The sequence below is a fragment of the Cryobacterium sinapicolor genome, from assembly GCF_004403465.1.
GTDB lineage: Bacteria > Actinomycetota > Actinomycetes > Actinomycetales > Microbacteriaceae > Cryobacterium > Cryobacterium sinapicolor.
Map to the genome: position 1 here is coordinate 24,837 of NZ_SOGQ01000015.1, position 25,322 is coordinate 50,158.

General features: G+C 63.4%; 23 protein-coding genes and 1 pseudogene. 14 read left to right on the top strand and 10 right to left on the bottom strand.

Features of this window, described 5'->3' with window-relative positions; translation table 11 throughout:
* Positions 1–5: 5 nt before the first annotated feature.
* The 3 genes from gnd to dnaA form a co-directional block, all read right to left on the bottom strand.
* Positions 6–893, bottom strand: coding sequence for a phosphogluconate dehydrogenase (NAD(+)-dependent, decarboxylating) (gene gnd / locus E3T28_RS03285; RefSeq protein WP_134427925.1), 888 nt, complete (start codon positions 891–893; stop codon positions 6–8).
* 21 nt (positions 894–914) lie between these two features.
* The gene (gene dnaN / locus E3T28_RS03290) at positions 915–2,063 is read right to left on the bottom strand and encodes a DNA polymerase III subunit beta (RefSeq protein ID WP_134427927.1); all 1,149 of its coding nucleotides are present in this window, start codon (positions 2,061–2,063) and stop codon (positions 915–917) included.
* 363 nt (positions 2,064–2,426) lie between these two features.
* The gene (gene dnaA, locus E3T28_RS03295; RefSeq protein WP_104100645.1) at positions 2,427–3,845 is read right to left on the bottom strand and encodes a chromosomal replication initiator protein DnaA; all 1,419 of its coding nucleotides are present in this window, start codon (positions 3,843–3,845) and stop codon (positions 2,427–2,429) included.
* Between the two features lie 401 nt (positions 3,846–4,246).
* Here dnaA and rpmH point away from each other — a divergent pair, with 401 nt between their 5' ends.
* The 8 genes from rpmH (at position 4,247) to E3T28_RS03335 (ending at position 9,227) form a co-directional block, all read left to right on the top strand.
* Positions 4,247–4,384 carry a 50S ribosomal protein L34 gene (rpmH, locus tag E3T28_RS03300; protein ID WP_104100646.1) on the top strand — a complete coding sequence of 46 codons (138 nt, stop codon included), beginning with the start codon at positions 4,247–4,249 and terminating at the stop codon, positions 4,382–4,384.
* A gap of 8 nt (positions 4,385–4,392) precedes the next feature.
* Entirely contained in the window at positions 4,393–4,782 is a 390-nt protein-coding gene (gene rnpA, locus E3T28_RS03305; protein WP_134427929.1) for a ribonuclease P protein component, read from the top strand.
* 3 nt (positions 4,783–4,785) lie between these two features.
* Positions 4,786–5,097 (top strand): membrane protein insertion efficiency factor YidD, encoded by a 312-nt coding sequence (gene yidD / locus E3T28_RS03310; protein ID WP_134428043.1) that lies wholly within the window; start codon positions 4,786–4,788, stop codon positions 5,095–5,097.
* A gap of 7 nt (positions 5,098–5,104) precedes the next feature.
* Positions 5,105–6,076, top strand: a complete 972-nt coding sequence (gene yidC / locus E3T28_RS03315) for a membrane protein insertase YidC (protein WP_134427931.1) — start codon at positions 5,105–5,107, stop codon at positions 6,074–6,076.
* Positions 6,077–6,088: 12 nt separating this feature from the next.
* The gene (locus tag E3T28_RS03320) at positions 6,089–6,604 is read left to right on the top strand and encodes a Jag family protein (RefSeq protein ID WP_134427933.1); all 516 of its coding nucleotides are present in this window, start codon (positions 6,089–6,091) and stop codon (positions 6,602–6,604) included.
* A gap of 8 nt (positions 6,605–6,612) precedes the next feature.
* Positions 6,613–7,248, top strand: a complete 636-nt coding sequence (gene rsmG / locus E3T28_RS03325; protein ID WP_420898256.1) for a 16S rRNA (guanine(527)-N(7))-methyltransferase RsmG — start codon at positions 6,613–6,615, stop codon at positions 7,246–7,248.
* An 87-nt stretch (positions 7,249–7,335) separates the two neighbouring features.
* Complete coding sequence (locus E3T28_RS03330; protein ID WP_277613355.1) at positions 7,336–8,274, top strand: ParA family protein; 939 nt, start codon at positions 7,336–7,338, stop codon at positions 8,272–8,274.
* On the top strand, positions 8,274–9,227 hold the full coding sequence (locus E3T28_RS03335; RefSeq protein WP_134427937.1) for a ParB/RepB/Spo0J family partition protein: 954 nt from the start codon (positions 8,274–8,276) through the stop codon (positions 9,225–9,227). Before E3T28_RS03330 ends, E3T28_RS03335 begins: the two co-directional genes overlap by 1 nt.
* A 2,237-nt stretch (positions 9,228–11,464) precedes the next feature.
* On the opposite strand, the gene E3T28_RS03340 is transcribed toward E3T28_RS03335, so the two are convergent.
* The 7 genes from E3T28_RS03340 to E3T28_RS03370 form a co-directional block, all read right to left on the bottom strand.
* Entirely contained in the window at positions 11,465–11,665 is a 201-nt protein-coding gene (locus E3T28_RS03340; RefSeq protein ID WP_134427939.1) for a GIY-YIG nuclease family protein, read from the bottom strand.
* 489 nt (positions 11,666–12,154) lie between these two features.
* Positions 12,155–13,111 carry a D-alanine--D-alanine ligase family protein gene (locus tag E3T28_RS03345; RefSeq protein WP_134427941.1) on the bottom strand — a complete coding sequence of 319 codons (957 nt, stop codon included), beginning with the start codon at positions 13,109–13,111 and terminating at the stop codon, positions 12,155–12,157.
* 48 nt (positions 13,112–13,159) lie between these two features.
* Positions 13,160–14,479, bottom strand: a complete 1,320-nt coding sequence (locus tag E3T28_RS03350) for an aminotransferase-like domain-containing protein (protein ID WP_134427943.1) — start codon at positions 14,477–14,479, stop codon at positions 13,160–13,162.
* Positions 14,480–14,597: 118 nt separating this feature from the next.
* Positions 14,598–14,921, bottom strand: coding sequence for a thioredoxin (gene trxA / locus E3T28_RS03355; RefSeq protein ID WP_134427945.1), 324 nt, complete (start codon positions 14,919–14,921; stop codon positions 14,598–14,600).
* An 86-nt stretch (positions 14,922–15,007) separates the two neighbouring features.
* Positions 15,008–15,970: a thioredoxin-disulfide reductase gene (gene trxB / locus E3T28_RS03360; protein ID WP_134427947.1), complete on the bottom strand. Its 963-nt coding sequence runs from the start codon at positions 15,968–15,970 to the stop codon at positions 15,008–15,010.
* 131 nt (positions 15,971–16,101) lie between these two features.
* Entirely contained in the window at positions 16,102–17,721 is a 1,620-nt protein-coding gene (murJ, locus tag E3T28_RS03365) for a murein biosynthesis integral membrane protein MurJ (protein WP_134427948.1), read from the bottom strand.
* A complete protein-coding gene (locus tag E3T28_RS03370; protein ID WP_134427950.1) occupies positions 17,714–20,092 on the bottom strand; it encodes a DUF6049 family protein in 2,379 nt (792 codons plus the stop codon). The genes murJ and E3T28_RS03370 overlap by 8 nt, the downstream gene beginning before the upstream one ends.
* Before the next feature lie 80 nt (positions 20,093–20,172).
* Here E3T28_RS03370 and E3T28_RS03375 point away from each other — a divergent pair, with 80 nt between their 5' ends.
* The 6 genes and pseudogenes from E3T28_RS03375 (at position 20,173) to rplI (ending at position 24,940) form a co-directional block, all read left to right on the top strand.
* Positions 20,173–21,603, top strand: coding sequence for a CCA tRNA nucleotidyltransferase (locus E3T28_RS03375; protein ID WP_134427952.1), 1,431 nt, complete (start codon positions 20,173–20,175; stop codon positions 21,601–21,603).
* Positions 21,604–21,831: 228 nt separating this feature from the next.
* Positions 21,832–22,872, top strand: a complete 1,041-nt coding sequence (locus E3T28_RS03380) for a hypothetical protein (protein ID WP_134427954.1) — start codon at positions 21,832–21,834, stop codon at positions 22,870–22,872.
* A 225-nt stretch (positions 22,873–23,097) separates the two neighbouring features.
* A pseudogene (gene rpsF, locus E3T28_RS17625) lies at positions 23,098–23,466 on the top strand (30S ribosomal protein S6); the annotation flags it as partial.
* 192 nt (positions 23,467–23,658) lie between these two features.
* Positions 23,659–24,162, top strand: a complete 504-nt coding sequence (locus E3T28_RS03390) for a single-stranded DNA-binding protein (RefSeq protein WP_134427958.1) — start codon at positions 23,659–23,661, stop codon at positions 24,160–24,162.
* 56 nt (positions 24,163–24,218) lie between these two features.
* On the top strand, positions 24,219–24,482 hold the full coding sequence (gene rpsR / locus E3T28_RS03395) for a 30S ribosomal protein S18 (protein WP_035835236.1): 264 nt from the start codon (positions 24,219–24,221) through the stop codon (positions 24,480–24,482).
* 8 nt (positions 24,483–24,490) lie between these two features.
* Positions 24,491–24,940, top strand: coding sequence for a 50S ribosomal protein L9 (gene rplI, locus E3T28_RS03400; RefSeq protein WP_134427960.1), 450 nt, complete (start codon positions 24,491–24,493; stop codon positions 24,938–24,940).
* The last annotated feature ends 382 nt before the right edge of the window (positions 24,941–25,322 follow it).

The window sequence follows — 25,322 nt, forward strand, 5'->3', positions numbered from 1 at the left end:
CCGGGTCAGTCGACCGTTTTGACGGCGTGGCCGCCGAACTGATTGCGCAGGGCTGCGACGGCCTTCATCGCGGGGGAGTCATCCTGCCGCGAGACGAACCGCGCGAAGATGGCTGCGCTGATGGTCGGGACGGGAACGGCGTTGTTGATGGCCTCTTCAATGGTCCAACGACCCTCACCGGAGTCCTCGACGAAACCCTCAATGTTCTGTAGTTTGGGGTCGTCTTCCAGAGCGTTCACGAGCAGTTCGAGCAGCCAGGACCGCACCACGGTGCCGCGCTGCCAGGCCGTGAACACCCCGGGAACGTCAGTGATCAGATCGCTGCGTTTCTCGAGCAGTTCATAGCCCTCGGCGTATGACTGCATGAGCGCATATTCGATGCCGTTGTGAACCATTTTCGCGTAGTGCCCAGCGCCGACCGCTCCGGCATGCACGAAGCTCTCTTCGCGCGGGCCCTCGGGGCGCAGGGCGTCGAAGACGGGCATGGCGCGTTCGACTTGCTCGGCGGAACCTCCGACCATCAGCCCGAATCCATTGGTCAGCCCCCACACACCGCCGGATACCCCGGCGTCGATGTAGTGCACACCCGTCGCCGCCAGGAGCGCGGAGTGGGCGAAATCGTCGGTGAATCGGGAGTTTCCGCCGTCGATCACCAGGTCACCGGCGGATAGCACGGTGGCCAGTTCGGCGATCACAGCAGCCGTAACGGCACCGGCCGGCACCATCACCCAGACGAGCCGCGGGGTCGGCAGGGCGGCGAGCAGTTCGGCGGTGCCGGCAACATCGGAAACTTCGGGATTCCGGTCGTACCCGGTGACCTCGACGCCGTTGCCGCGAAGGCGGTCGCGCATGTTCGCGCCCATTTTGCCGAGGCCGATGATGCCGATGTGCATTGCTGTCCTTCCGAGACTTCTCTAGCGCAACAGCAGGTTGGGCTGGAGCAGGTACTTGTAGCTGTCGGCACCCGGCTGATCCCGTGACGTCTGGCTGGTGATCAGGACCGGACCCGGCTTATTGGGATTCTCGGTCTTCGTGAACGAGATCCGTACGAATTCCGAATGCACCGCACCGAGCCCGTCGAGCAAAAACTGGGGTTTCAACGAAACGACAGTGTCCGTGCCGGACAGGATCGCGTCGATGGTCTCGGAGGCCTGCGCCTGCTCCGAGCCGACGGCTTCGAGAGTAAGTCCGTCGGCGGTGAAGGTGAACCGCAGGGCCGCCTCGCGCTCGAGGACCAGCTGTACTCGGCGGGTCGCCTCGATCAGGTCCGCGGTGTTCATGACGGCGTAGTTATCCACGTTCTCAGGGAACAGGCGTCGAACGGGGGGGTAGTTGCCCTTGATCAACAAAGAAGTAACGGTTTTCTTATCGGCGGTGAACGCGATGAGCTCACGGTCGTCGGTGTTGGTGATCGCGATGGAAATCGTGCCACTGTGGCCGAACGTCTTGCCGACTTCCTGCAGGGTGCGGGCAGGTACCAGGGCGGTGATGGTGGCGGTGGACGTCGTGCTGCCCTTGTCCCAATCGATGTCGCGAACGGCGACGCGGTAGCGGTCCGTGGCCACGAGGCTGAGGCTGTTCTCGGTGATCTGGAGCTGAACACCGGTGATCACGGGCGTGACGTCGTCACGGGAGGCGGCTACGGCTACCTGGGCGACGGCAGCAGAGAATTCCTCGGCCGGGACGAGACCGGACTGTGCGCTGACCTGCGGAATGCTCGGGTATTCCTCAACCGGCATGGACAGCAGGGTGAAGCTTGCGCTGCCGCAGCTGACCGTGATCCGGGATTCATTGGTCGAGAAGCGCACCGGTGCGTTTGGCATTCGGCTGGCGATGTCGGCCAGGAGTCGTCCGGAGACGAGCACTTTGCCGATTTCTTCGACGTCGGCGGCTATCTCGGTTTGTGCCGAGACCTCGTAGTCGAACGACGAGAGGATCAGCCCGGTGGCCGTCGCCTCGATCAGCACACCACTCAAAATGGGCAGCGTTGTGCGCTGGGGGAGGAGCTTGACAGCGAAAGAGACGGCTTCACTGAAGACGTCCCGGTTGGCCTGAAATCTCACGAAGTCACTCCTGTTCGGTTAGAGACCTGGATACGGCCTCAATGGTAGTCGTGTTTCACGGAGCAACTTTTTGCAACCGCCCGGCACTAAAGGTTGTCGGATGGAGAGAGATAGAAGTTAATTGTTAATCTTCTTAACCGGTGTGGAAACTGTGGATAACTTTGCGGATCCCGCTCAACAATTGGGAACTACAAACTTGTAACTTGTTGGCAGCCTGTGAGCGTTAATCGCCCTTCGGTGACGTGCCCGCGTCGGGTCCGAGAGAGTTTGCACAACCTCGAGCCGAGTTTCTACAGGTTGTGCCCAGTTGTGTAAACAATTTCCACAGGGTTATCCACAGGTGTGAAAACTGAAGAAAAACCGCTATTTGTAGCGGTGATTCTGCTTGATGCGGTTCGTGAGCTCGGTTACCTGGTTGTAGATCGACCGGCGTTCCTTCATCAGCTCGCTGATCTTCTTGTTCGCGTACATCACCGTGGTGTGATCCCGGTTGCCGAACAATTGGCCGATCTTGGGCAGGGAGAGATTGGTCAGCTCGCGGCACAGGTACATGGCGATCTGGCGTGCCGTGGCGATGGCCTGCGATCGGGACGACCCGTAGAGGTCGTCCACGGAGAGCTTGAAGTAGTCGGCGGTGTTGGTGATGATGTCCACCGGCGCGATCACATTGTCCTCGTCGAGGGTGATCAGGTCCTTCAACACCGTTTGCACCAGGTCCATGTCAACGGGCGTTCGGTTGAGGCTGGCGAAGGCGGTCACCCGGATCAGGGTTCCTTCGAGTTCGCGGATGTTCGAGGAGACCTTCGAAGCCATGAATTCCAGGATGTCGTGCGGAACCTGGAGCTTTTCGCTCTGCGCTTTCTTGCGCAGGATGGCGATGCGCGTCTCCAGGTCGGGTGCCTGGACATCCGTGATGAGGCCCCACTCGAACCGTGACCGCATGCGGTCCTCAAAACCGGTGAGGTGCTTGGGCGGCAGGTCACTGGTGATGACCACCTGTTTGTTGTGATCATGCAGGGTGTTGAAGGTGTGGAAGAAGGCTTCCTGCGTCTCCGCCTTGCCCTGCAGGAACTGGATGTCGTCGATCATCAGGATGTCGATGTTGCGGTAGCGGGACTGGAACGCGGAACCGCGGTTGTTCGCGATCGAGTTGATGAAGTCGTTGGTGAATTCCTCGGAACTGACATAGCGAACCCGGATGCCGGGGTACAGGCTCATCGCGTAATGACCGATGGCATGCAGGAGGTGGGTTTTGCCGAGGCCGGATGATCCGTACACGAAGAGAGGATTGTAGGCCTTTGCCGGCGCCTCGGCCACAGCGACCGCGGCGGCGTGCGCGAAACGATTGGACTGGCCGATCACGAAGTTGTCAAAGCTGTACTTCGAGTTCAATCGGGTGTCATGGGGCCGTTCGGGCGAACTGCTCTCGAAAACCGACTGCGGGGCGGCCGGGGTTTCCACATCGGGGGGAGAACTCGACTCGTGCACCGGCCGGATGGATTCCTTCTCCAGCTCGGGATTGACGACCACATAGAAGGTGGATACCGCGGAGGCCTCGTCCAGGTGGCCCATTGCGGTGAGCAGCGGCACTCGCATGCGCTGGTTGAGCATGCTCGCCGTGAACTCGTTGGGCACCTCGAGGTAGAACGTTCCGGCAGCGATTCCCTTGGGCTCGACCAGGTTGAGAAAGCCGTACAGCATTGGTGTGATGCTGTCGTCGGATTCCAGGCTGGTCAGTACCGACCGCCAGGTCTCCGTAATGGGCTGTTCTTCGGTGGCCATGGTTTTCTCCGCTTTTCTCTCATTGTTGCCTTCTACAACGACGGAGATCGAGGACTGGGCTCGTCTCTGAACGCGTGATCCAGCCAAAGCATCCACAAGGTTATCCACCGCCTGTGGGCAAATAAGCCCCAATTCACAGGGTTTGTTGAAAACCTGTGGATAACTTGTCCTCACGGTAGTCAATCACCGCCAGTACGGACAAATTCGTTTGCATTTCGTGCGCGTGTCGATGCCCGAGCTGGGTCAAATTGTGTGTACAACCAACGATTTTGGGAGGTCGAGTTTGACCCACACCTGCCAAAGCCGTAGTTTTAATCAGTTGACCCCAGCCCGAGGGCTACCTCACTCTTTCCCGGCCGCTCAGTTTGGCCTACGGAGATTTAACACGTGGAGACAAAACAATGAGCAAGAGAACGTTTCAGCCGAACAATCGCCGTCGCGCCAAAGTGCACGGCTTCCGCCTTCGCATGAAGACCCGTGCCGGCCGCGCGATTCTCGGTGCTCGCCGTCGCAAGGGTCGCATCGAACTCTCCGCCTAAGCACTCTCGTGCTCGCGGGGACCAATCGCATCACCACCGGTGACGACTACAAGTTTGTCGTGCGCCGGGGTGCGCGAGTCGTCGGCCCGCACTTGGTGACCTACCTGCGGCGGAACCCCGATGGGGATTCGGCGCGGTTCGGGTTCATCGTGGCGAAAAATGTGGGCGATGCTGTGAGGCGCAATCGGGTCCGACGTCGTTTGAAGGCGGTGAGTTTCGCATTGCTCCCTGTCACGCGGCCGGGTACGGATGTTGTCATCCGCGCCCTGCCGTCGGCGACGGATGCACCGTGGTCGACTCTGCACGCAGAGTTGTCCGAGGCGCTGGAGAGATTTCAGCGCACCTCACGTTCCTCCGGTGCTGGAAAGGCCCAGGCAACGGTCCGATTGGATCGATGAATGATGATCACATTCTTGACGGTGCTGCTACTCCTCCCGCGCAATGCGGGGGTACTCGTACTGCGTGCCTACAGGGCCGTGATTTCCCCGCTCTACGGTGATGTCTGCCGGTATTATCCTTCCTGTTCGGCGTATGCACTCGGCGCCGTGCAGGAATACGGCCTTGTCGTTGGATCGGTCCGGGCCGCGCTCCGGCTGGGCCGATGCCATCCGTGGGCCGAAGGCGGGATTGATGACGTTCCCCTCAAACGGAAGCGTCGATACGCCCTGACGCCGTTTGGTTTTGTTATCGCAGCGAGCCACGGAAAGGGCTGACGCAAAGATGGACCTCCTAGGTACGATTCTCTGGCCGTTGAAATGGGTCGTCGAGGCACTGCTCGTCGCATTCCACTCACTCTTCTCCGTCTTGGGGATGGACTACGACGCCGGCCTGACATGGGTGCTGTCCATCGTCGGTCTCGTGATCGTCGTGCGGGCCGCACTGATCCCCATCTTCGTGCGGCAGATCAAGAGCCAACGCAAGATGCTGGAGGTTGCCCCTCAGCTCAAGAAGATCCAGGACAAGTACAAGGGCAAGAAGGACCAGTTCTCGCGTGAGGCCATGTCCCGCGAGACCATGGACCTCTACAAGCGCACGGGCACGAATCCGCTGAGCTCCTGCCTGCCCCTGCTACTGCAGATGCCGATCTTCTTCGCCCTGTTCTCGGTACTCAACGACGCACAGCGCAGCCAGGCGGGGGTCGGCCCGCTCAACGACTCTCTTGCAAAGAGCTTCGGCAACGCCACCCTCTTCGGGGACGCGCCGCTGCACGATTCGTTTGCCTCCCAGTGGACGAAAATGGTTGCTGGTCAGGACTTCAATGCCGTCGTAATGTGGATTGCGGCCGTCATGGTGATTCTGATGACCGCCTCACAATTCATCACGCAGCTGCAGATCGTCTCCAAGAACATGTCGCCGGAGACCAAGGCCAGCCCCATGTTCAAGCAGCAGCGCATCATGCTCTACCTGTTGCCTCTCGTTTTCGCCTTCTCCGGGGTGGCCTTCCCCCTCGGCGTCATGTTCTACTGGCTCACCTCGAATATCTGGACGATGATCCAGCAGTTCCTGGTCATCAGGAACATGCCTACGCCCGGCAGTGAGGCCGCCAAGGCCCGCGAAGAGCGTCTGGCCCGCAAGGGTAAGCTCATCGCCACGGATGGTGACGTGATTGTGGTTGACGAGCCCAAGAAGCCTCAACGTCAACAGCCGGTCGCAAAGAACCGTGCCAAGAAGCAATCCGGCCCCAAAAAATAGAAGAGACCCAACGTGACTGAGAACACTGACGTGATCGCCGCACCTGGTCCGGCGGACGATTCCCCCACGCTCGACCAGCTCGAGCAGGAGGGCGACATCGCCGCGGATTACATCGAGGAATTCCTCGACATCTGCGACCTTGACGGGGACATCGACATTGACGCGCGCAACGGACGGGCCTACCTGTCCGTCAACTCTTCCGATATCGCGAACCTGCGCCTGCTCTCCAAGCCGGACACGGTCAACGCTCTTCAGGAGCTGACGCGTCTTGCCGTGCAGAGCAAGACCGGTTCCTTCTCCCGGTTGATCTTGGACATCGGGGGCTCGCGCGACGCCCGACAGGCAGAGCTGGCCTCATTGGTGGCGCGTGCCGTGGAACGCATTCAGGGCGGTGCCGCCGAGGCGGCTCTGCCGGCCATGTCCTCCTACGAGCGCAAACTCGTGCACGACCTGGTGTCCGAAGCGGGCTTCGTTTCCGAATCCCAGGGCGAGGGCCGAGACCGTCACACGGTCATCTCCGCCGCTTAGAACCTCGGATTACCGTGACTGAAACGCTTGAGGCGGAGCCTGCCGTTGCCGCGGAGCTTTTTGGGGACAGGATCGACGTCGCGCGCGCGTTCGTGGGGAACCTGGCCGCTCAGGGTGAGGAGCTGGGACTGATCGGGCCCCTTGAGCTTCCGCGCCTATGGAGTCGACATATCCTCAATTGTGCGATCGTGGCGCCGCTGCTTCGGCCGGGGCTCGTCGGCGACGTCGGCTCGGGTGCAGGACTTCCCGGCCTGGTGCTGGCGATCACCCGGCCGGACGTCACCTTCGTGCTCATCGAGCCCATGGAACGCAGGGTCGCCTGGCTCACCGGTCAAGTGGCTGCACTCGGACTCACCAACGCCACGGTGCTCAGGGCGCGCGCGGAAGATGTGCGGCTGCCCAACCGCCTCGACCAGGTCACCGCCCGTGCGGTGAGTGCATTCCGCACGCTGATCCCGCTGACGGCGCCGCTTCTGAAGCCGGGTGGAGAGCTGGTTTTGATGAAGGGTGCCGGGGCCCCGGCGGAGGTCGAGGCCGCAGCGAAGGCCATCCGTAAGTTTCGGCTCAACAATGTCCAGGTGATCACCCTCGGCGAGGGTGTGCTGAACGATGTGACGCGGGTCATAAGGGCTACAGTGGATTAGTCTCCGGTGTCTGCTTTCGGTCGGTGCTGAGGCACAACCGGAGTCCCTGCGGGATGGCTCATCCATCGTCGAACGCGAAGGTTTCACGTGAAACAACCTGGCGAAGACCAGCAATCAAGCAAATCGACTGCGGTGTTTGATGACACGACTCCGCTTGCCCGTGAGATCTCCGACCTGACGCGGCGTCGACAGCGTATCGCCTCCGACAAGCTGCCGAAGCCGGAGAAGACACGCGTCATCACCATATCCAACCAAAAGGGCGGCGTCGGCAAGACCACGACTGCGGTCAACCTGGCGGCAGCGTTGGCACGGCAGGGCGCGCGCGTTCTGGTGATCGACCTGGACCCTCAGGGGAACGCCTCCACGGCGCTGGGCGTCGAGCACCGCGCCGAGACCCTCAGCGTGTACGACGTGATAGTCAACGACCTGGAGATGGCGGGTGTTGTCCAGGCCAGCCCGGAGTTCGGCTCGTTGTTCTGTGTGCCGGCCACCATTCACCTTGCGGGTGCGGAAATCGAATTGGTCTCCCTGGTTGCCCGTGAGCAGCGTCTCAATCGCGCCCTGGAACAGCACCTCAAGTCGATGGATGACCCGTATGATTATGTCTTCATCGACTGCCCGCCGTCTCTGGGGCTCCTTACGATCAATGCGTTCGTCGCCGCCCGCGAGGTTCTGATTCCGATTCAATGCGAGTACTACGCTCTTGAGGGGCTCAGCCAGCTACTGAAGAACATTGAGTTGATCGAGAAGCACCTGAATCCGGATCTCGCGGTCTCCACGATCCTGCTCACGATGTATGACAGCCGCACCAATCTGGCCAATCACGTGGCCCAGGACGTGCGTGAGCACTTTCCCAAACAGGTGCTGAACACCCTCATTCCCCGCTCTGTGCGCGTTTCCGAGGCTCCGAGCTACGGTCAGAGCGTCATCAGTTACGATCTCAACTCGGCCGGTTCGCTCTCATACCTCGAAGCGGCAGCAGAGATCGCCCGCCGAGGCGCCCCCAAGACAGGAGTTGAGCTCTAATGGCTGCTAAGCGGACTGGCCTCGGCCGAGGGATCGGTGCACTCATCCCCATTCAGGACGACCCGACACAGGCACGTCCAGTCGACGTGTTCTTCCCCTACGCCGATTCGGTGCGCCCGAACGAGACCGGTGGACTGCTCCCGGTTCCCGGTGCGCGCCTGGCTCACCTCAATCCCAGCGACATCGTGCCGAACCACGTTCAACCGCGGAACAACTTCGACGAGTCCGACCTAGCCGAGCTGGTGCACAGCATCCAGGAAGTCGGTGTCCTGCAGCCCATCGTGGTGCGATCAATCGTGGAGCAGCCAGGTAAGTACGAACTGGTGATGGGGGAGCGTCGGCTCCGCGCTACCAAGGTCGCCGGCCTCGACACTATTCCGGCGATCATCCGTGAAACAGCGGATGTCGACATGTTGCGTGATGCGCTCCTGGAGAACCTGCACCGCGCCCAGCTCAACCCGCTGGAAGAGGCGTCGGCCTATCAGCAGCTGCTGGCTGACTTCGGCATCACCCAGGAGGAACTGGCGCTGAAGATCGGACGGTCGCGGCCGCAGATCACGAACACCATCCGTCTGTTGAAGCTCCCCGATGCCGTGCAGCTGCGCGTCGCCGCGGGCGTACTGTCAGCCGGGCATGCCCGGGCGATTCTTTCCGTTGGCGATCAGGCGGGCATGCTCAAGCTGGCCGACAAGATCGTTGACGAGGATCTCTCCGTTCGCGCGGCGGAGGCCGCGGCCTCGACCCAGCCGCGTGTCGCGCCGGTCAGGCCGACCGGTGGACGTCGACAGGGACACCTCGACGAGATTGCCGAGCGCCTCGGCGATCGTCTCGATACCCGCGTGAAGATCCATCTCGGGGCAAGAAAAGGCCAGATCAAGGTTGATTTTGCCACGATTAGTGACTTGAATCGGATCCTCGGTGTGATCGGCGAGCCCGGCTTCGGAGCCAGCTAACTCAACCGTGCACAGCACTGCCACCCGGCAGCCCGGTGGTCGAGCCTGAACACCCTGGCACCGCCTCCAGACCCGTGTTTCACGTGAAACATTGTTGGGCGGGGTCGCGATGTTCGACCGGATCTTCTCCCCGAATGGTCAAACCCCGGTGGTCGAGGCAGTCGAAATTCACGGTTCGGCCGGGCGACCTTGTCGAGACACTAGTGTCCTGAGCCCAGTCGCATCCCTTGTCTCGGTGGTCGGGCCTGTCGAGACCCGCTACTTACTATCTCGCAAGTAGTCTTACGCGTCGCCGCATTGCCACTTTCATTTTGAAGCCAGGAGGGGATTGACGTCATCATCGATTCCACCTGTCGGAATACGACGAAAAGCAGCTAATTAGACGTCGTCAGGACGCATCCTAAGCCTCAGTGCGGCTGGCCGGAATTCCTAAATTCGGCCCTTTTTGAAGCGAAATTCTCCGCAATCTGGGTGGGGTCACCCTCAACCGTCGCCACACATCGAATTCCGAGTGCAGACCTCGGGCCGAGACGATTAGTCCGAAGTGGCGATCATTTGCCACCCACCGGACACCTCTTGCAACCAGGTCAGTTTCCGTGATGCGCACGATGCTGAGGTCTCGGGGTTTCGGGGTATCGACAGGCTCGCCCAGCGCGCTCCTGCCGGCCCCGGTTCATATAGTTGCATCCCGCCCGTGCTGTTCGAGTCTGTTGGGACTCGATCTCATGGGCCTGCAGTCCGTTCGGGCTGAGATCTGTGAGATCAACTGCGGTGGTCGTTCCTCTCGATACTCTTTATTCAGAGGACGCGATGCTTTCCCGCGCCCCCGAGCCGGAAGTAGATTCCGGGGGTCCAAGCATCGAGTGATTTCGGGGTGATGTCGCTGGCGCAGGTCCGGCCGTGTTCAGAGTTCAGTGCGGGCGTCGAAGGCCGATCCGAACCAGGTCCGCCCGGGGCTCGACGACCCACCTGCATGGGTCGCAGCTCGTGCGAATATGCGGCTCTCAACTGCGGAAACGCACATGTATCGGCGACATGTCACGGTCGCCCGCCACCATTTCAGTTCACGAGCCCGTCGTGACCCGCTCTGAATCCTCCTGCGCTAGTCGGGCTTCTCGAGGCCGGCTGAGCGTTACTCCTGCGGTGGTCAATTTTATCTGGACGAGCTGTACGTCACGCCGCCCGGTGATCGAACTTGTCTGGACGAGCTGTACGTCACGCCTGCCTGTGATCGAACTTGTCGGGACCGTACGGGCTGCAAGTATGCGTTTCACATGAAACATCATCGAGCTTTTGCCCTAGGCATGCGCGACTCGACACAGTGCGGGCGCATTAGCGCTGAGCGTGACACTCTCCAAAACCTCACCTAGCTACTGTGACGTAATGGTTGACTGGCCTCCATTCTCGAAAGCCGTCTATAGGGGCGCGCCCTGTTGGCTACGCCGCCGCCCGGCTGTGACGCGGGTGGCTGCTCGTGCTCGTGATGGTGATTTGTCGGCAGGCCAGGCTCACAGACCGAAACTGCCGTGCAGTTCAGTCCTTCGTGCTGGGCAATGTAGCGGGATACTCTGGGTGAACTGCACTGAGTGGTCGTTTCACGTGAAACAAAGGCGAGACGTGTCGCTCATGAGCGGCAATCCATCGCCTGGTGAGCGTGGTGTGGTCCCGCTGGATGTATTCGTGCCGCTCGGGTACATTCGTTCTGGAGCAGAGTTCCGTCCCGCCCGGTCAATGGACACACATCTCCGCTTTACTGTCGGAATGTCGGCCCGATAGTGAGGCCCAGGTTCGCCAGCAAAGATCGATCCGCTGCGATCGCTACGAGAATGGTGAATTGGAACAGGCTATAGGAATGGCCAGATCGGTGGGGGAGAGAGGGACCATTCAGCATCGGCATCCGCATTTCATGCGTCGTAACGGAGCGTGGTGGGTGTGAGGCGGTATGCGCGTGGCTAGTGCTGACAATGTTTCACGTGAAACGATGGGTCGATATACATCACCTGAACGCGGCCGGTCGGCGGTGGGGGAGGCGACATGGGTCGTCGTCCGAATGCTCGAGAGGGTGCCCACGATGGTCCAGGCGGCTTGCGCGCGGTAAGTGCGTATCTCATGAGTAGACCGATTGATCAGGCCTGTGTGATGTTCTGTGTGTTGGGATCCCTCGGTCGCGCCGTGCGGCTCAATTGAGGAAGTTTCGCGGTGCGCCCCTCCATGAGAGACCGACGCTTCCGGCGGCCCTATCCTTGAACCTGATTCTCTCGCGCAAACGCATCTTCGATCATCGGGTACTCCTCCACGTAGAGGAGGCGCACTGGGTGACGTGTGCGCGTGTACTCTGCGCCCCCGGCGTTGTGTTGAGATAGGCGGCGTTCGATGTTCCAGGTGCTGCCGACGTAGTAGGAGTTGTCTGCGCATTCGAGGATGTACATATAGGGCATGTCGTTGATGCTGGCATGGCGTTGAGGTTGTGTGGATTTGTGGGAAGGTCTGTGGCTTGGGGGCGTGTGGGAAGGAGGTGGGATGGGAGTGTGGTGGGTTTCGCCACAGGTTCTGCGATATGCGACGCAGTGGACGTACTCGGCAATTGTGGGCTTGGGGGTCTCGATAGGCTCGACCACCGGTGGCCCGAGGTGCGTGTGTGTGGGTGGGAGTCTCGACAGGCTCGACTACCGGTGGCCCGAGCACCGGCGGGGCCGAGCACCGGCGGGGCCGAGCACCGGCGGGGCCGAGCACTGGCGGGACGGTGCACCGGCGGCTCGAGCGGGCGTGGGGTCTCGCCAGGATCGACGACCGGTGGCTCGGCCAGCGGGCGGGCGGGCGGACTGGCGGTAGGGGCGAGCGCAAAGTGTTAGGTGGGGGAGCTCGACGCGCTCGACCAGTGCGAGGCTAGATCGTGTTTCACGTGAAACATGGCCTCGGAAAAGGGATCAGGAGTCGGCGATGGCCGCACGGGCGAGGGCGTCGTAGACGGCGCCGAGTGACTGGCCGGAAGCCTCGATGCACTGGGGCACCAGTGAGGTCTCGGTCAGGCCGGGGAGCACATTCGCTTCCAAAAACCACGGCACACCGTCCGGGTCCACGATCAGATCTATCCGCGAGAGATGACGCAGGCCGAGCAACTCGTGGATGGCGACCGCGGTCGCCGCGACAAGGTCTGCGATCTTGGCGTGGATCCGGGCCGGCGTGTAGAAGAGCGTGTCACCGGCGTTGTACCGCGCCTCGAAGCTGTAGACACCGTCGATGGGCACGATCTCCACGGCGGGCAGGGCCACGGGGCCGTCTCCGATATCGATGACGGTGACCGCAAGTTCGGTGCCTGCCACCTTCTCCTCCACCAGGGCGACGGAGGCGTAGGTGTAGGCGTCGACCATGGCGCGGGGCAGCCCGGTGGGGGAGTCGATGATGCTGACGCCCTGCGCCGAGCCGCCCTCGGCCGGCTTCACTACGAGGGGCGTGGGCAGGGCATTGAGAAGGTGCTTGAGCACACTGGCGGCACCGAGATCCCGGAACGTTTCGGTGGAGAGGGCGATCGAGTCGGGGGTGGCGTACCCGGCCCGGCGCACGAGCTCCTTGGCGATCGGCTTCGACCAGGCGAGGCGGGCAGGGCCACCGCGCGAGCCGACGTGAGGAATACCGGTGGTCTCCAGTAGGTCCAGCAGTGCGCCGTCCTCACCGGTGGCCCCGTGCACGACCGGCCAGATGACGTCGGGCTTTCGGTCGGTCAGATCGGACAGCAGGCCGGACTGCGGGTCCAGCACGGTGACGGTGTGGCCCAGGCTCGTCAGGGCATCGGCCACTCGGCGACCGGAACGCAGTGAGATGTCGCGTTCGTGCGAGATCCCACCCGCAAGAACAACGATGTCAAGTGGCAAAAAATTGCTCATGATCAGGGATTTTCCTTGCTCTGGCTGGTGTGGATGGCGCGGGACGAACTACGAAATGTCGGGAGGTGGGGAGTTGAAGCGGCCGTCTTCACGCAGCGGGTTCAGGGAACCGGTGCCGGCGAAGGTCTCGAGCAGGTCGAGCTCGTCGCGGAGGACGGTCGCGAGACGACGGACCCCGACCCGGATGTGCTCTGGAGTGGGGTAGCAGAACGAGAGGCGCATATTGCGGTGCCCGTCCCCATCGGCGAAGAAGGCGGTGCCCGGCGTGTAGGCCACGAGTTCCTTGACCGCGCGCGGCAGCATGGCCTTCGAGTCCAGACCCTCCGGCAGAGTGACCCAGACGTAGAAGCCACCGTTGGGATTTGTCCAGGTGAGATCGGGCAGGTAGTCATCGAGGGCGCCCAGGAGTGCGTTCTTTCGCTCGTGATAGACCCCGCGGAAGGTGTTGATCTGTCCCTTCCAATCGGCCGTCGCCAGGTACTCGGAAATGACCAGCTGACTGAATGAGCTGGGGGAGAGCACCGCGGCCTCATTGGCGAGCACCAGCTTCTCCCGGATGGCGTGCGGTGCCAGGGCCCAACCCACCCGGAAGCCCGGAGCGAGGGTCTTGGAAAACGTGCCCAGGTAGACGACGCCGTCGTCCTCGACCGAGCGCATCGCATCCGGTGCCGGCTGGTCGAAGTAGAGCAACCCGTAGGGGTTGTCCTCCAGCACCAGGATGTCGTTCGCCCGGGCGATCTCGAGTATCTCGAGGCGACGGGCCCAGCTGAGGGTTACCCCGGCCGGATTGTGGAAGTTCGGGATCGTGTAAAGGATCTTGATCGTCTTGCCGGCGTTCTGCAGACGCTGGATGTGCTGGCGGAGCGCCTCGGGGATCAGGCCGTGCTCGTCCATGGGCACATGGTCCACCTCGGCCTGGTAGGACTTGAAGATGACCATGGCGGTGACGTAGCTGGGGCCCTCCGAGAGCACCACGTCGCCGGGGTCGAGGAAGAGCTTGCTGACAAGTTCGAGAGCATGCTGCGACCCGGTCGTCACGACGACATCATCGGCGTGCGCACGGATGCCTTCGAGCGCCATGACCTCAAGGATCTGCTCCCGCAGAACGGGAACGCCCTGACCGGAGCCGTATTGGAGGGCCACAGGGCCTTGCTGGCGCATCACCCGGTCCATGGCATTGATGACCAGGTCGGGCGGCAGGGCGGCCACGAAGGGCATACCGCCGGCCAAGGAGACGACTTCAGGGCGGGAGGCGACGGCAAAGAGGGCCCTGACCTCGGAGGCGCGCAACCCTGCGGCCCGCTCGGCGTAGTGGTGGTACCACGGGTCGAGGTTGTTGCCGGTCTGGGGGGAGCGCTGCGCTGTCACGTCACTTCCGATCTGGTCAGGGTTCAATCGTATGGGGTCGGTGCTACCCGTCCCGAATCCCGAAAAACCCGCCCGGCGTGAGCCGGGCGGGTCAGGGCCTCCGCGGAGACAGGGATGCTTAGGCCAGGTAGGCGGCCAGATCCTTCTCGAGGGCAACCTTGGGCTTGGCGCCGATGACGGTCTTGACGACCTCGCCCTTCTGGAACACCTTCATCGCCGGGATGGAGGTGATCTGGTACTTGGCGGCCAGCGCCGGGAAGTCGTCGACGTTCAGCTTGACGATGTCGAGCTTGTCGGCGTTCTCGGTGGCGATCTGGTCGAGGATCGGGCTGACGGCGCGACACGGGCCGCACCATTCCGCCCAGAAGTCCACCAGCACGGTCTTCTCGTTGTTGATGACTTCCTGGTCGAAGGTGACGTCAGTGACGGCGCGTGCAGACATGTGGTTACTCCTTGAGTGAGGGGTGTGGTGGGTTCGGTTACGGGTTACGCGAGTGCGAGTGCGGGTTACGGGTTACGGGTTACGGGTTACGCGAGTGCGGGTTCGCTGGCACTGGCCAGCAGTTCCTCGGGAAGCGAGGCCAGGTAGTGTTCCGCGTCGAGGGCAGCGACGGTTCCGGATGCTGCGGCGGTCACGGCCTGGCGGTAGGTAGGGTCGATGACGTCACCGGCGGCGAAAACCCCGGTCTGGCTGGTTTTGGAGCTGCGGCCGGCGACGGCGATGGTGCCCTCGGGGGTCAAGTCGAGTTTGTCGTGCACGAGATGGGTGCGCGGGTCGTTGCCGATGGCCACGAAGATTCCGCCGAGGGGGAGCGAAGTCTCGACGCCTGAGACGGTGTTGCGCAGGACCAGGCCGTCGACGGCATCCGTGCCCGTGATGCCGACCACCTGGGAATTCCAGACGAATTCGATCTTGGGGTTGGCGAACGCACGCTCCTGCATGATTTTGGAGGCCCGCAGGGTGTCTTTCCGGTGCACGACGTAGACCTTGCTGGCGAAGCGGGTGAGGAAGGTGGCCTCCTCCATGGCGGAGTCGCCGCCGCCGATGACGGCGATGGTCTTCTCCTTGAAGAAGAACCCGTCGCAGGTGGCGCACCAGGACACGCCGCGGCCGGACAGGCGCTCTTCGTCGTCCAGGCCGAGCTTGCGGTAGGCGGAGCCGGTGGCGAAGATCACGGCGAGGGCTTCGTGCTTCTCGCCGCTGCCCAGGGTGATCGTCTTGGTGTCGCCGGACAACTCGAGCTCGGTGACGTCGTCGTAGACGACCTCGGTGCCGAACCGCTCGGCCTGCTCCTGCATCTTGGCCATCAGCTCGGGGCCCTGAACACCGTCGGGGAAGCCCGGGTAGTTCTCCACCTCGGTCGTGTTCATCAGCTCGCCGCCGGCCTCGACCGAACTGGCGATCAGAAGCGGCTTCAGGTTCGCCCGGGCGGCATAGATCGCGGCCGTGAAACCGGCCGGTCCGGAGCCGATGATGATGATCTGACGCACGCGTAAACTCCTTCAGATTGTGGGGGAAGCGAGCCCGATTGCCTCGCTGCCGAATACAACACATCCTAATCGGATGCTATTCCGTGCCGGCTGGGGACCGATCAGCGACGGACTGATCAGCGACGGACTGATCAGCGGCGACGGATGCGGTCGACCAGCGGGTCGATGAAGCCGCGGAGCTCGTTGGTACGCATGAGGACCAGCAGTCCGACGTACACAGCTGACATGACCAGGCCGATGATCACCATGGAGAGGATGGCCGGGAGCTTCCCTGACAGCGCGAATCCGGCCTCCTGGATGCCGCCGAGCGCGAGCAGGAGGAGAACGCCGGCCGTGATCGCCGGCACGGCCGCGACGGAGTACGTGACCAGGCTGCGCAGGATGCGCCGGCCGTCGATGCCGCCCAGCCGCCCGCGCAGCAGCCACGCGGCCAGCAGGGCCTGCGCGATGCCGGACACGGTCACCGTGAGTGCGACGCCCGCGGCGATCCAGGCGCTCGGCAGGAGTGCGCAGGCCAGCACGCCGGTGATGACCAGCGTCACCTGGAACAGGGTGAAGAAAAACGGCGTGCGGGTGTCGCCGAGTGCGTAGAAGGTGCGCTGCACGACGAACAGGACGCAGAACGCAACGAGGCCGAGCACGTAGGCGATGATGACGTTGCCGATGCTCTGCACCTGGTCGTACGGGGCGACGAAGACCCGGGCGAACGGGTAGGCGCAGACGGCGATGACGGCGGACGCGAGCACGATGATGAGGGTGGTGCCGCGGATGGCGGAGGAGGCATCCGTTCTGACCAGAGCCAGCTTCCCCACTGAGGCGTGCTCGCTCATCCGGGTGAAGTAGGCGGTGGCGACCGACACGGTGATCACCGAATGCGGAAGCATGAAGATGAGCCAGGCCGTGTTGAGCGCGGCAACCGAGGCATCGGAGTCGCCGGCGAGGGTGACCACCCGCGTCTCCACTATGCCCGCCAGCGTGGTCAGCAGCAGCATCCCGAAGGTCCAGCTCGCCATCCGTCCCGCCACACCGAGACCGACGCCGCGGAAGCGGAAGTCGGGGCGGAAGCGCAGGCCGATGCGGTGCCAGAAATAGAACAGCACGACCGCCTGCAGCACGACTCCCAGCGTTGCGCTCCCGGCCAGCACGGCTATCATCGCGGGCGTGAACTCGGTGGCCAGCCGGGCGCCGTTCGGGTCGGCGCCGTAGAGCGCGGAGAATATGAGCAGGCCCGCGATGGCAACGACGTTGTTGAGCACGGGGACCCAGGTGAACGGTCCGAAGGACTTGCGGGCGTTGAGAACCTCACCCAGCACTGTGTAGAGGCCGTAGAAGAAAATCTGCGGCAGGCACCAGAACGCGAACGCCGTGGCGAGGGCCAGCGATTCCGGCTTCATGTTGGACCCGTAGAGCAGGGTCAGCACGGGAGCGAGTGCGGTGGCTGCGATGGTCGTCGCGGCGAGGATGACCAGGGACAGCGTGAGGAGCTTGTTGATGTAGGCCGTGCCGCCGTCGGCATGCAGGCTGGCGCGCACGATCTGCGGCACCAGGACGGCCGTCAGAACACCACCGGCCACGATGACGTAGATCGTGTTCGGTAGTTGATTCGCCACGGCGAAAGCGTTGGTGCTCTGACCGACCTGGCCGATCACTCCGGCGAGCACGATCAGCTTCACGAAGCCGAGGATGCGCGAAACGATGGTTCCGGAGGCCAGGAACGCGCTCGCCCGGCCGATGCTGTCGGTCTTAGGCACGGGGCTCCGTCGGGGCGTCTGAGGCACTGGCGGGGCTCAGCGGGGTGGGCGCCGCGTCTGCGGGCATGGGTTCGGGTTCTTCGGGTTCTTCGGTGGCTCCGGTGGCGGGTTCCGTGACGCTTCCCGGGTCTGTTTCAGGCGTGTCCTCGATCACCGGTTCGCTGCGTTCGCGCCGGCGGCGCAGGATGTTGCGCCATACGCCGAAGCCGAAGAACAGAACCACGAACGCGGCAAAGAGGAGGGAGCCGAGGCCCTCCCAGTCCGCGCGCACGTTGATCGGAATGAGGGCCGGCTCCGAGATGACCGTTCCAGCCGGGGTGAGCAGGGTCACGCGCAGGGTAACGGCTCCGTTTCCCACTGCGGCCGTCACCGGAATGGTCACGGTGCGGGCGGACTGGGCCTCGATGGTGGACTCCACCGCGTCGCCGACCAGGAGTCGTCCGTTGGAGGGGACGACCCGCACCATCACCGTCACCGCCTGGTTCAGGGCGTTGTCCAGGGTCACCGGGATGTCGACCTGGCTGCCGACCACGTTGATGGGACCTTTGGTTGCGACCGTGATGGAGCCCAGCAGTGTCGAGGATTCCGCCAGGCTGGTGCCAACGGCATCCATCCAGCCGGCCTTCTGGCTCGCCCAGGAGTTGGACAGGAGGGCCATCAGGTCCAGTCGCTGCGTGCCTGTGACGACGGCCGAGTCGGACAGCGTTGAGGAGAAGGCGGTGACCGCGGTCTCGCGCTTGAGGAGTTGGCCGGCCAGGGCCACGCGATCGGCCGGTTCGGCCTGACTGTCGAAGTCCACGTCTTCGGCGGGGACGGATGCCCGCAGCTCCGTCAGCGTGGACGGCGCGAACCACAGGAGCCCGGCCAGAGCGTCGATGGTCTCGGTGAGTCGGTCCGCGCTGGGCGGCCAGCCGCGGGCGAAAGTGGCCAGGAGGGTGCGGGCGGTTCCGGGACGCTCGGCCGAGACGACCGCCAGCTGCGAGCTGACCCGCGACATGGCTTCTCGCCACGCGTCATCCGTTGATGCGGACGCGGCGGTACGCAGCGCGGTAGCGAGAGGGTCATCGACGACCAGGCCCAGCCCGTTGCCGGTACCGAGAGCAAGGGGGGCGTTGGGGGTGAAGTCACCGGCAGCACCGGATACGTTCGAACCGCCGAGGATCGTCGTGGTGAGGCCACTGGCCGTGAAGAGATCGAGGTCGGTATTCGCGACGGCGCCCTCGGTCGGCCAGCCGATGTCTGTGGCGCTATATTCCCAGGCGAGCAACTCTTCCATGGACGGTGGTGTGCCGTCGGTCGGTGGTGTGGCCGGGTCCGCCGAGGGCACGGTCGTTCCAGACCCTGACTGGGTACCGGGGTCGGCGGTCGGTGACCCCGCCTGGTCCGTCAGGGTGAACAGGGCCGGGTCGATCGCCTGGTCGAACGTGGTCGGAGTGAGCAGCAGCTCGGCTCCGGCCTGAGATTGCAGGGCGAGGTCGGCATCTGCATAGCTGAGCGGGAATATATCGTTCGGAGCCTGGTCCAGCCGGTTCAGCCACGCGATCGCGCTGGGCGGTGCCGCCGAGCCGAGGATTCGGATGGAGGCGATGATCAACGGGTCGATGGCGATGGTGACCGCTCGACCGACCACGCCGTCGAGCTGGCGGCTGAGAACACCGGTCGGAGCCGTGAAGGTCTCGAGGGCCTTCGACGTGATCAGGCCGGCCGATTGAGCCGGGACCGTGATCGGCATGATCAGCGACACGTTGACGGGGGTGACCTCTTCATCGGAGTACCAGACGAAGGTGCCCCGGCCCTCGGCGCGAACCCTGTCGCCCGTACTCAGGGTGGCCGCGATGCCGCGGGCTCCCCAGGCGTTGCCGCTGGTGAGGCCCACGGCGTCGGCCGGAACCGCAATGGTGAAGATCTCGGTGCTGTCCGGCTGGATGGACGCGGTCATGGGCTGGCTCAGCATGAGGTCGCCGGATTTTCTGTTCTTCTCGGGATCGAGCCAGTTGTTGAGGGCGTTGCGGCTGATCAGGGCCCGCTCCGCGAGGAAAAGGTCGATAGTCCCGGGAGAGATGGTGTCCGGGGTCGCGTTCTGGACGGTGACGGTGACGGTCAGGTCCTGGCCGGCCTTCAGGGGCTCCAGAGTTGTGGGGGCCACGTGCAGGGTGACCGCATTGGCGGACACGGCGGCGGGGGGCTGCGCGGCCGTGAAAGCGGGCGCCGTGACGGATGCGGATGCGGGCAGACCGGCGGCGGCGACCGGCACAGCCCCGGCCAGAAGTCCGATCAGGAGGACGCCGAGCGGCCTCCTCGTGCGTGACCAGACGCCGCGGATCGCTCCGGGGAGCGCGGGCCGATGCTTAAGAACAGACTCGGCCACCATGTAGGGGATTCTACGGCTTCGACGCCGGGATCACGCCGCACCGGGGCAGCCGACGCAGGTCCAGCAACTAACATGGAGGCATGCAGAGCGTTGCGACAGCCCTCAAGCGGCTGGGCGACCTGGCTGCCACCCCGACCGTTTCCCGCCTGGCGACCGCGTTCCTGAAGGCCGGGTATGAACTGGCCCTCGTCGGCGGACCGGTCCGCGACGCCTTCCTCGACCGGCCGATCAACGACCTCGATTTCACCACCGATGCCACGCCGGACCAGATCCTGCAGATCGTGAAGCCGATCTCGGATGCCCACTGGGACATCGGCCGTGCTTTCGGCACGATCGGGGCCCAGGTCGCCGGCGAGAAGGTGGAGATCACGACTTACCGCTCTGACAGCTACGACGGTCAGACGCGCAAACCCGAAGTCGTCTTCGGCCACCGCCTGGAGGACGATCTGCTGCGCCGTGATTTCACGGTGAACGCGTTGGCTCTGCGGCTGCCGGGGCTGACTTTGGTTGACCCTGCGAACGGCATCGACGACCTCCTGGCCGGCGTTCTGCGCACGCCGATCTCCCCGGAGATCTCCTTCGGCGACGATCCTCTCCGCATGATGCGGGCGGCCCGGTTCACCGCCCAGCTCGGATTCTCCCTCCATGTCGACACCGCGGAAGCGATGGAAGCGATGGCCGATCGCATCCTTAACATCTCGGCCGAACGCATCGGCGATGAGCTCACGAAGCTGCTGCGCGCGGACAACCCGCATGTCGGGATCGAGCTGCTGGTGGACTCCGGTCTCTGCACCCGGGTGCTGCCGGAGATCCCCGCCCTACGGCTCGAGGTTGACGAGCACCACCACCACAAGGATGTCTATCAGCACACTCTGACGGTGCTGGACCAGGCCATCGGCTACGAGAGGTCCCGCGGCGGCTTCGACGGCCCCGACCTGATCGTGCGCCTGGCGGCGCTGCTGCACGACATCGGCAAGCCCGCGACGCGCAAGCTCGAGCCGGGCGGCGTGGTCAGCTTCTACCACCACGACCTGGTCGGTGCGAAGCTGGCGAAGAAGCGGCTGCGGGCGCTGCGGTTCGACAACGAGACTACCGCCGCCGTGGCACGCCTGATCGAGCTTCACCTGCGCTTCTTCGGCTACACCGAGGGTGCCTGGACTGACTCGGCGGTGCGGCGCTACGTGCGGGACGCCGGCGACCAGCTGGAGCGCTTGCACATCCTGACCCGCGCGGACGTCACCACCCGCAACCGCCGCAAGGCGGACCGGCTCGGCTTCGCCTACGACGACCTGGAACAGCGCATCAAGGAGCTGAACGAGCAGGAGGAGATGGCGGCGGTGCGCCCCGATCTCGACGGTGAGCAGATCATGGCCGTCCTCGGCGTGGGTCCGGGCCGCGAGGTCGGCGAGGCCTACCGCTACCTGCTCGAGCAAAGGCTGGATGACGGGCCGCTCGGCGAAGACGAGGCCACCCGCCGCTTGACCGCCTGGTGGGCCGAGCGCGCTCAGTAGGTGTGTTCTGCGGGCTCCTCGGCGCTGCTGTTCCGACGACGCTCGCTGTTTGTGCCGAGAGTAGCCACGCGGGTGGCGACTCTCGGTTGAACCGGCGACATTCGAGAAGCAGTGGAACTGCGCGAGCGGATGTTGGACTATCCCTCCACAGGTCGTCCGCCGCCGATCTGGGCCACAGGAGCCCCCATTGCGATCGGAGCAAGGGGGCCGCCCCACCAGCATGGGGCCATGAATCCCGACTCCTCGCATGACTGGCGGCCACTGCACCTCGGTCGTGACGCTCGGCTTCTCGGCAACGATGGGCGCCCTGTCCAGCGGTTGGTCGACTCCGGTCAAGCGGTTCGCCTGCGGCGTGGCGTTACCGTCGACGCGACCGGCTGGGACACGATCAGTGATCGGGATCGGTACTTCCTGCGTATGCGCGCTGTGGGGGCCACCAGGAAGTCTCAGCCCGTTTATTCCCACCAATCGGCTGCTGTTCTGTGGGGCCTGCCCATCATCGGACGATGGCCTGACGAGGTCCACCTCATGGCGGCCGGTAAATCCGGCGTGCACTCGAAGAACGGGGTGACCTGGCACCACGACCGACTGCCCGACGAGGATGTCGTGGAGATCGATGGGATGTTTGTCACGAGTCTCCTGCGCACCCTGATCGATATTGCGCGAACGGTGGGATTCCTGTCAGCAGTCGCCGCGCTCGATCTGGGAACGAAACCTCAGTTCATCCTGCCGAATGGCCGGGCTGCGTTCGGGATCGACCGCGACGGCCTGCTCGATCGACTCGACTCCGACGGACCCACGCGTGGGGCACGAACCGCTCGGATCGCCATTGTCTTCTGCGACAATCGTTCGGGTTCGGTGGGCGAGTCCCTCAGCCGGGGACAGATTCACCTGTGCGGATTCCCGCCCCCTGAACTGCAAGTCTCCTTCGTGCACGACGATAGGCAGGAAGACATCACGGACTTCCGGTGGGTACAGAAACAGGAGACCCGCACGCTCCGCCTCCTCGGCGAATTCGACGGCAAAGTCAAATACACGAGGGATGCCTTCATGGGCGGGCGGACCATTGAAGAAGTCGTTTGGTCGGAAAAGCTCCGCGAGGACCGGCTCCGCGGGACCGGGCACGGAATGGCGCGATGGATCTGGGCGGTAGCGCTGCACCGGGAGAGCCTGCACAGGCTCCTTCTGGCCGCCGGGTTGCGTCCCGAACCAGGGAAACGTCTTGTCGGAGAAGCGAATGTCGCCGGTCGTGCCCAGAATCGCCGGTAGAGCGGCGATGATCGGCACATTCGGCGACTCTCGCGGCGGCGGCGGCCGCGGCAGAGAGTGTGCCAAACGGGTACGTGGGCGGGGGTGGTGGCGGAGGGCTGCCACTTCCGGTAGTCTTGGCAGGTTGTCTGTGCGCCGGATTCCCGGCCTCCGCTTTCGACACATGCACAACCCTCCTGTTGCAGAGATTCTGCAGCCGTTTAGTCCGAAGGAGGTGGGTTAGTCATGCATCAGTACGAGTTGATGGTTATCCTCGATCCCGAGATCGATGAGCGCACCGTAGCTCCCAGCCTTGACAAGTTCCTCAACGTTGTTCGCAACGATGGTGGAACCATTGACAAGGTTGACGTTTGGGGTCGCCGCCGTCTCGCCTACGAGATCAACAAGAAGTCCGAAGGCATCTACGCCATTGTCGACTTCACCGCGAACGCTTCTGCCACGGCCGAGCTCGACCGCCAGCTGAAGCTGTCGGAAGCCGTCATGCGCACCAAGGTTCTTCGCGCAGAAGAGGGCATCGCCCAGGTTGCCGTCGCAAGCAAGCTTGCCGCCGAGAAGGCCGCCCGCAAGGCAGCCAACCCGAAGGTAATCGCTGCGAAGGCTGAAGCCGCCGCTGCCGCCCCGACCGCCAAGGTCGCCGCGTCCGTGAAGCCCGCATCGGCAGCTGCTGCCGCCGCGGTCAAGGCTGCTCCGGCCAAGGTCGAAGCCCCGGCTGCCGACGCTCCTGCCACGGCAGAAGCTGTCGCCGCCCCGGTCGAGTCCGCCGACAAGGCAAGCGACAAGTAGCCCGTGGCCGGCGAGACCGTAATTACCGTGGTGGGCAACCTCACCAGCGATCCGGAGCTGCGTTACACGCAGAACGGGCTGGCGGTTGCCAACTTCACCATCGCATCCACTCCGCGCAATTTCGATCGCGCGACCAGTGAGTGGAAAGATGGCGAGTCGCTCTTCCTGCGCGCGAGCGTTTGGCGTGAATTCGCCGAGCACGTGGCTGGTTCGCTGACCAAGGGTACCCGTGTCATCGCTTCCGGGCGTCTCAAGCAGCGTTCGTATGAGACGAAGGAAGGCGAGAAGCGAACGAGCATGGAGCTCGAGATCGACGAAATCGGTCCTTCGCTGAAATACGCCACCGCTCAGCTCACTCGAGCGCAGTCATCGTCTTCTCCTCGTGGCGGCGGCGCACCTGCCGTTGCCGGAAACGACGAGCCCTGGGCTGCCAGCGCCCCCGCCGCGAACACCGGCGGAGATGTCTGGAACACTCCGGGAAACTTCAGCGACGAGACACCCTTCTAAGCCGAGCCTTTCAGGCTGTCGGCTGAAAAACACTTCTTTTAGAAAGTAAGGAAATCATGGCTGGAAAGTCGAGCGGCGACCGCCGCAAGCCGCTCCGCGGTGCAAAGGGTGGCAAGAACGCCGCTCCCGCGAAGTCGATCCGGGTTGGTGTCATCGATTACAAGGATGTCCCCACCCTCCGCAAGTTCATCTCCGAGCGTGGAAAGATCCGCGCCCGTCGCATCACCGGTGTTTCCGTTCAGGAGCAGCGTCTCATCGCCCGCGCCGTTAAGAACGCTCGCGAAATGGCGCTGCTGCCCTACGCCGGTTCAGGCAGGTAGGACACCTCATGTCAAAAATCATTCTGACGCACGAGGTCTCCGGCCTCGGTGCACCCGGTGACATCGTCGAGGTCAAGAACGGGTACGCCCGTAACTACCTCTACCCGCAGGGATTCGCTGTTTCCTGGACTCGCGGTGGCGAGAAGCAGATTCAGCAGATCAAGGCCGCTCGCGTAGCCCGCGAGCACGCCACCCTCGAAGACGCGCAGGCCCTCAAGGCTGCACTCGAGAACGCCAAGGTCAAGCTGGTCGTCAAGGCCGGCGAAGGCGGACGTCTCTTCGGCTCCGTCAAGACCACGGATGTTGCGGATGCAGTTGCCGCAGCCGGTCTCGGCGCCCTTGACAAGCGCAAGATCGAGCTCAGCCCGATCAAGATGACCGGTGAGCACCAGGCAACGGTTCGTCTTCGTGACGAACTGAGCGCCACCATCACACTGCTGGTGGTAGCTGCCAAGTAAGCATCTCAGCTTCACGCTCGGGTAGCGGTGGGTTCCGAAAGGAACCCACCGCTACACCTGTTTAAGCAATGCCGCACACCCAACCGGGGGTGATTTTCGGCCTCGAACATGAGGGACTGTACACAGGTTTTCCCACACCTCGACAAGATTCAACACGTACTTTAGACAGGTTTTCTTCACACAGCTGTGAATAGATTTAATAGCTGATCAAACGTATATTCTCCGAAAGAAAACTTAAGTTTTCCACAGTTGATTCCACAGCTTGTGCACAAGACACGCGGCGTTTCGCCCAGATTCTCCACAGGCTTATCCACAGGGTGGTTTGTTGTCCGCCGAGCCGGGTCCGTATGGTGGGCAGGCGGCCGCAATCGAGGTGTGCACA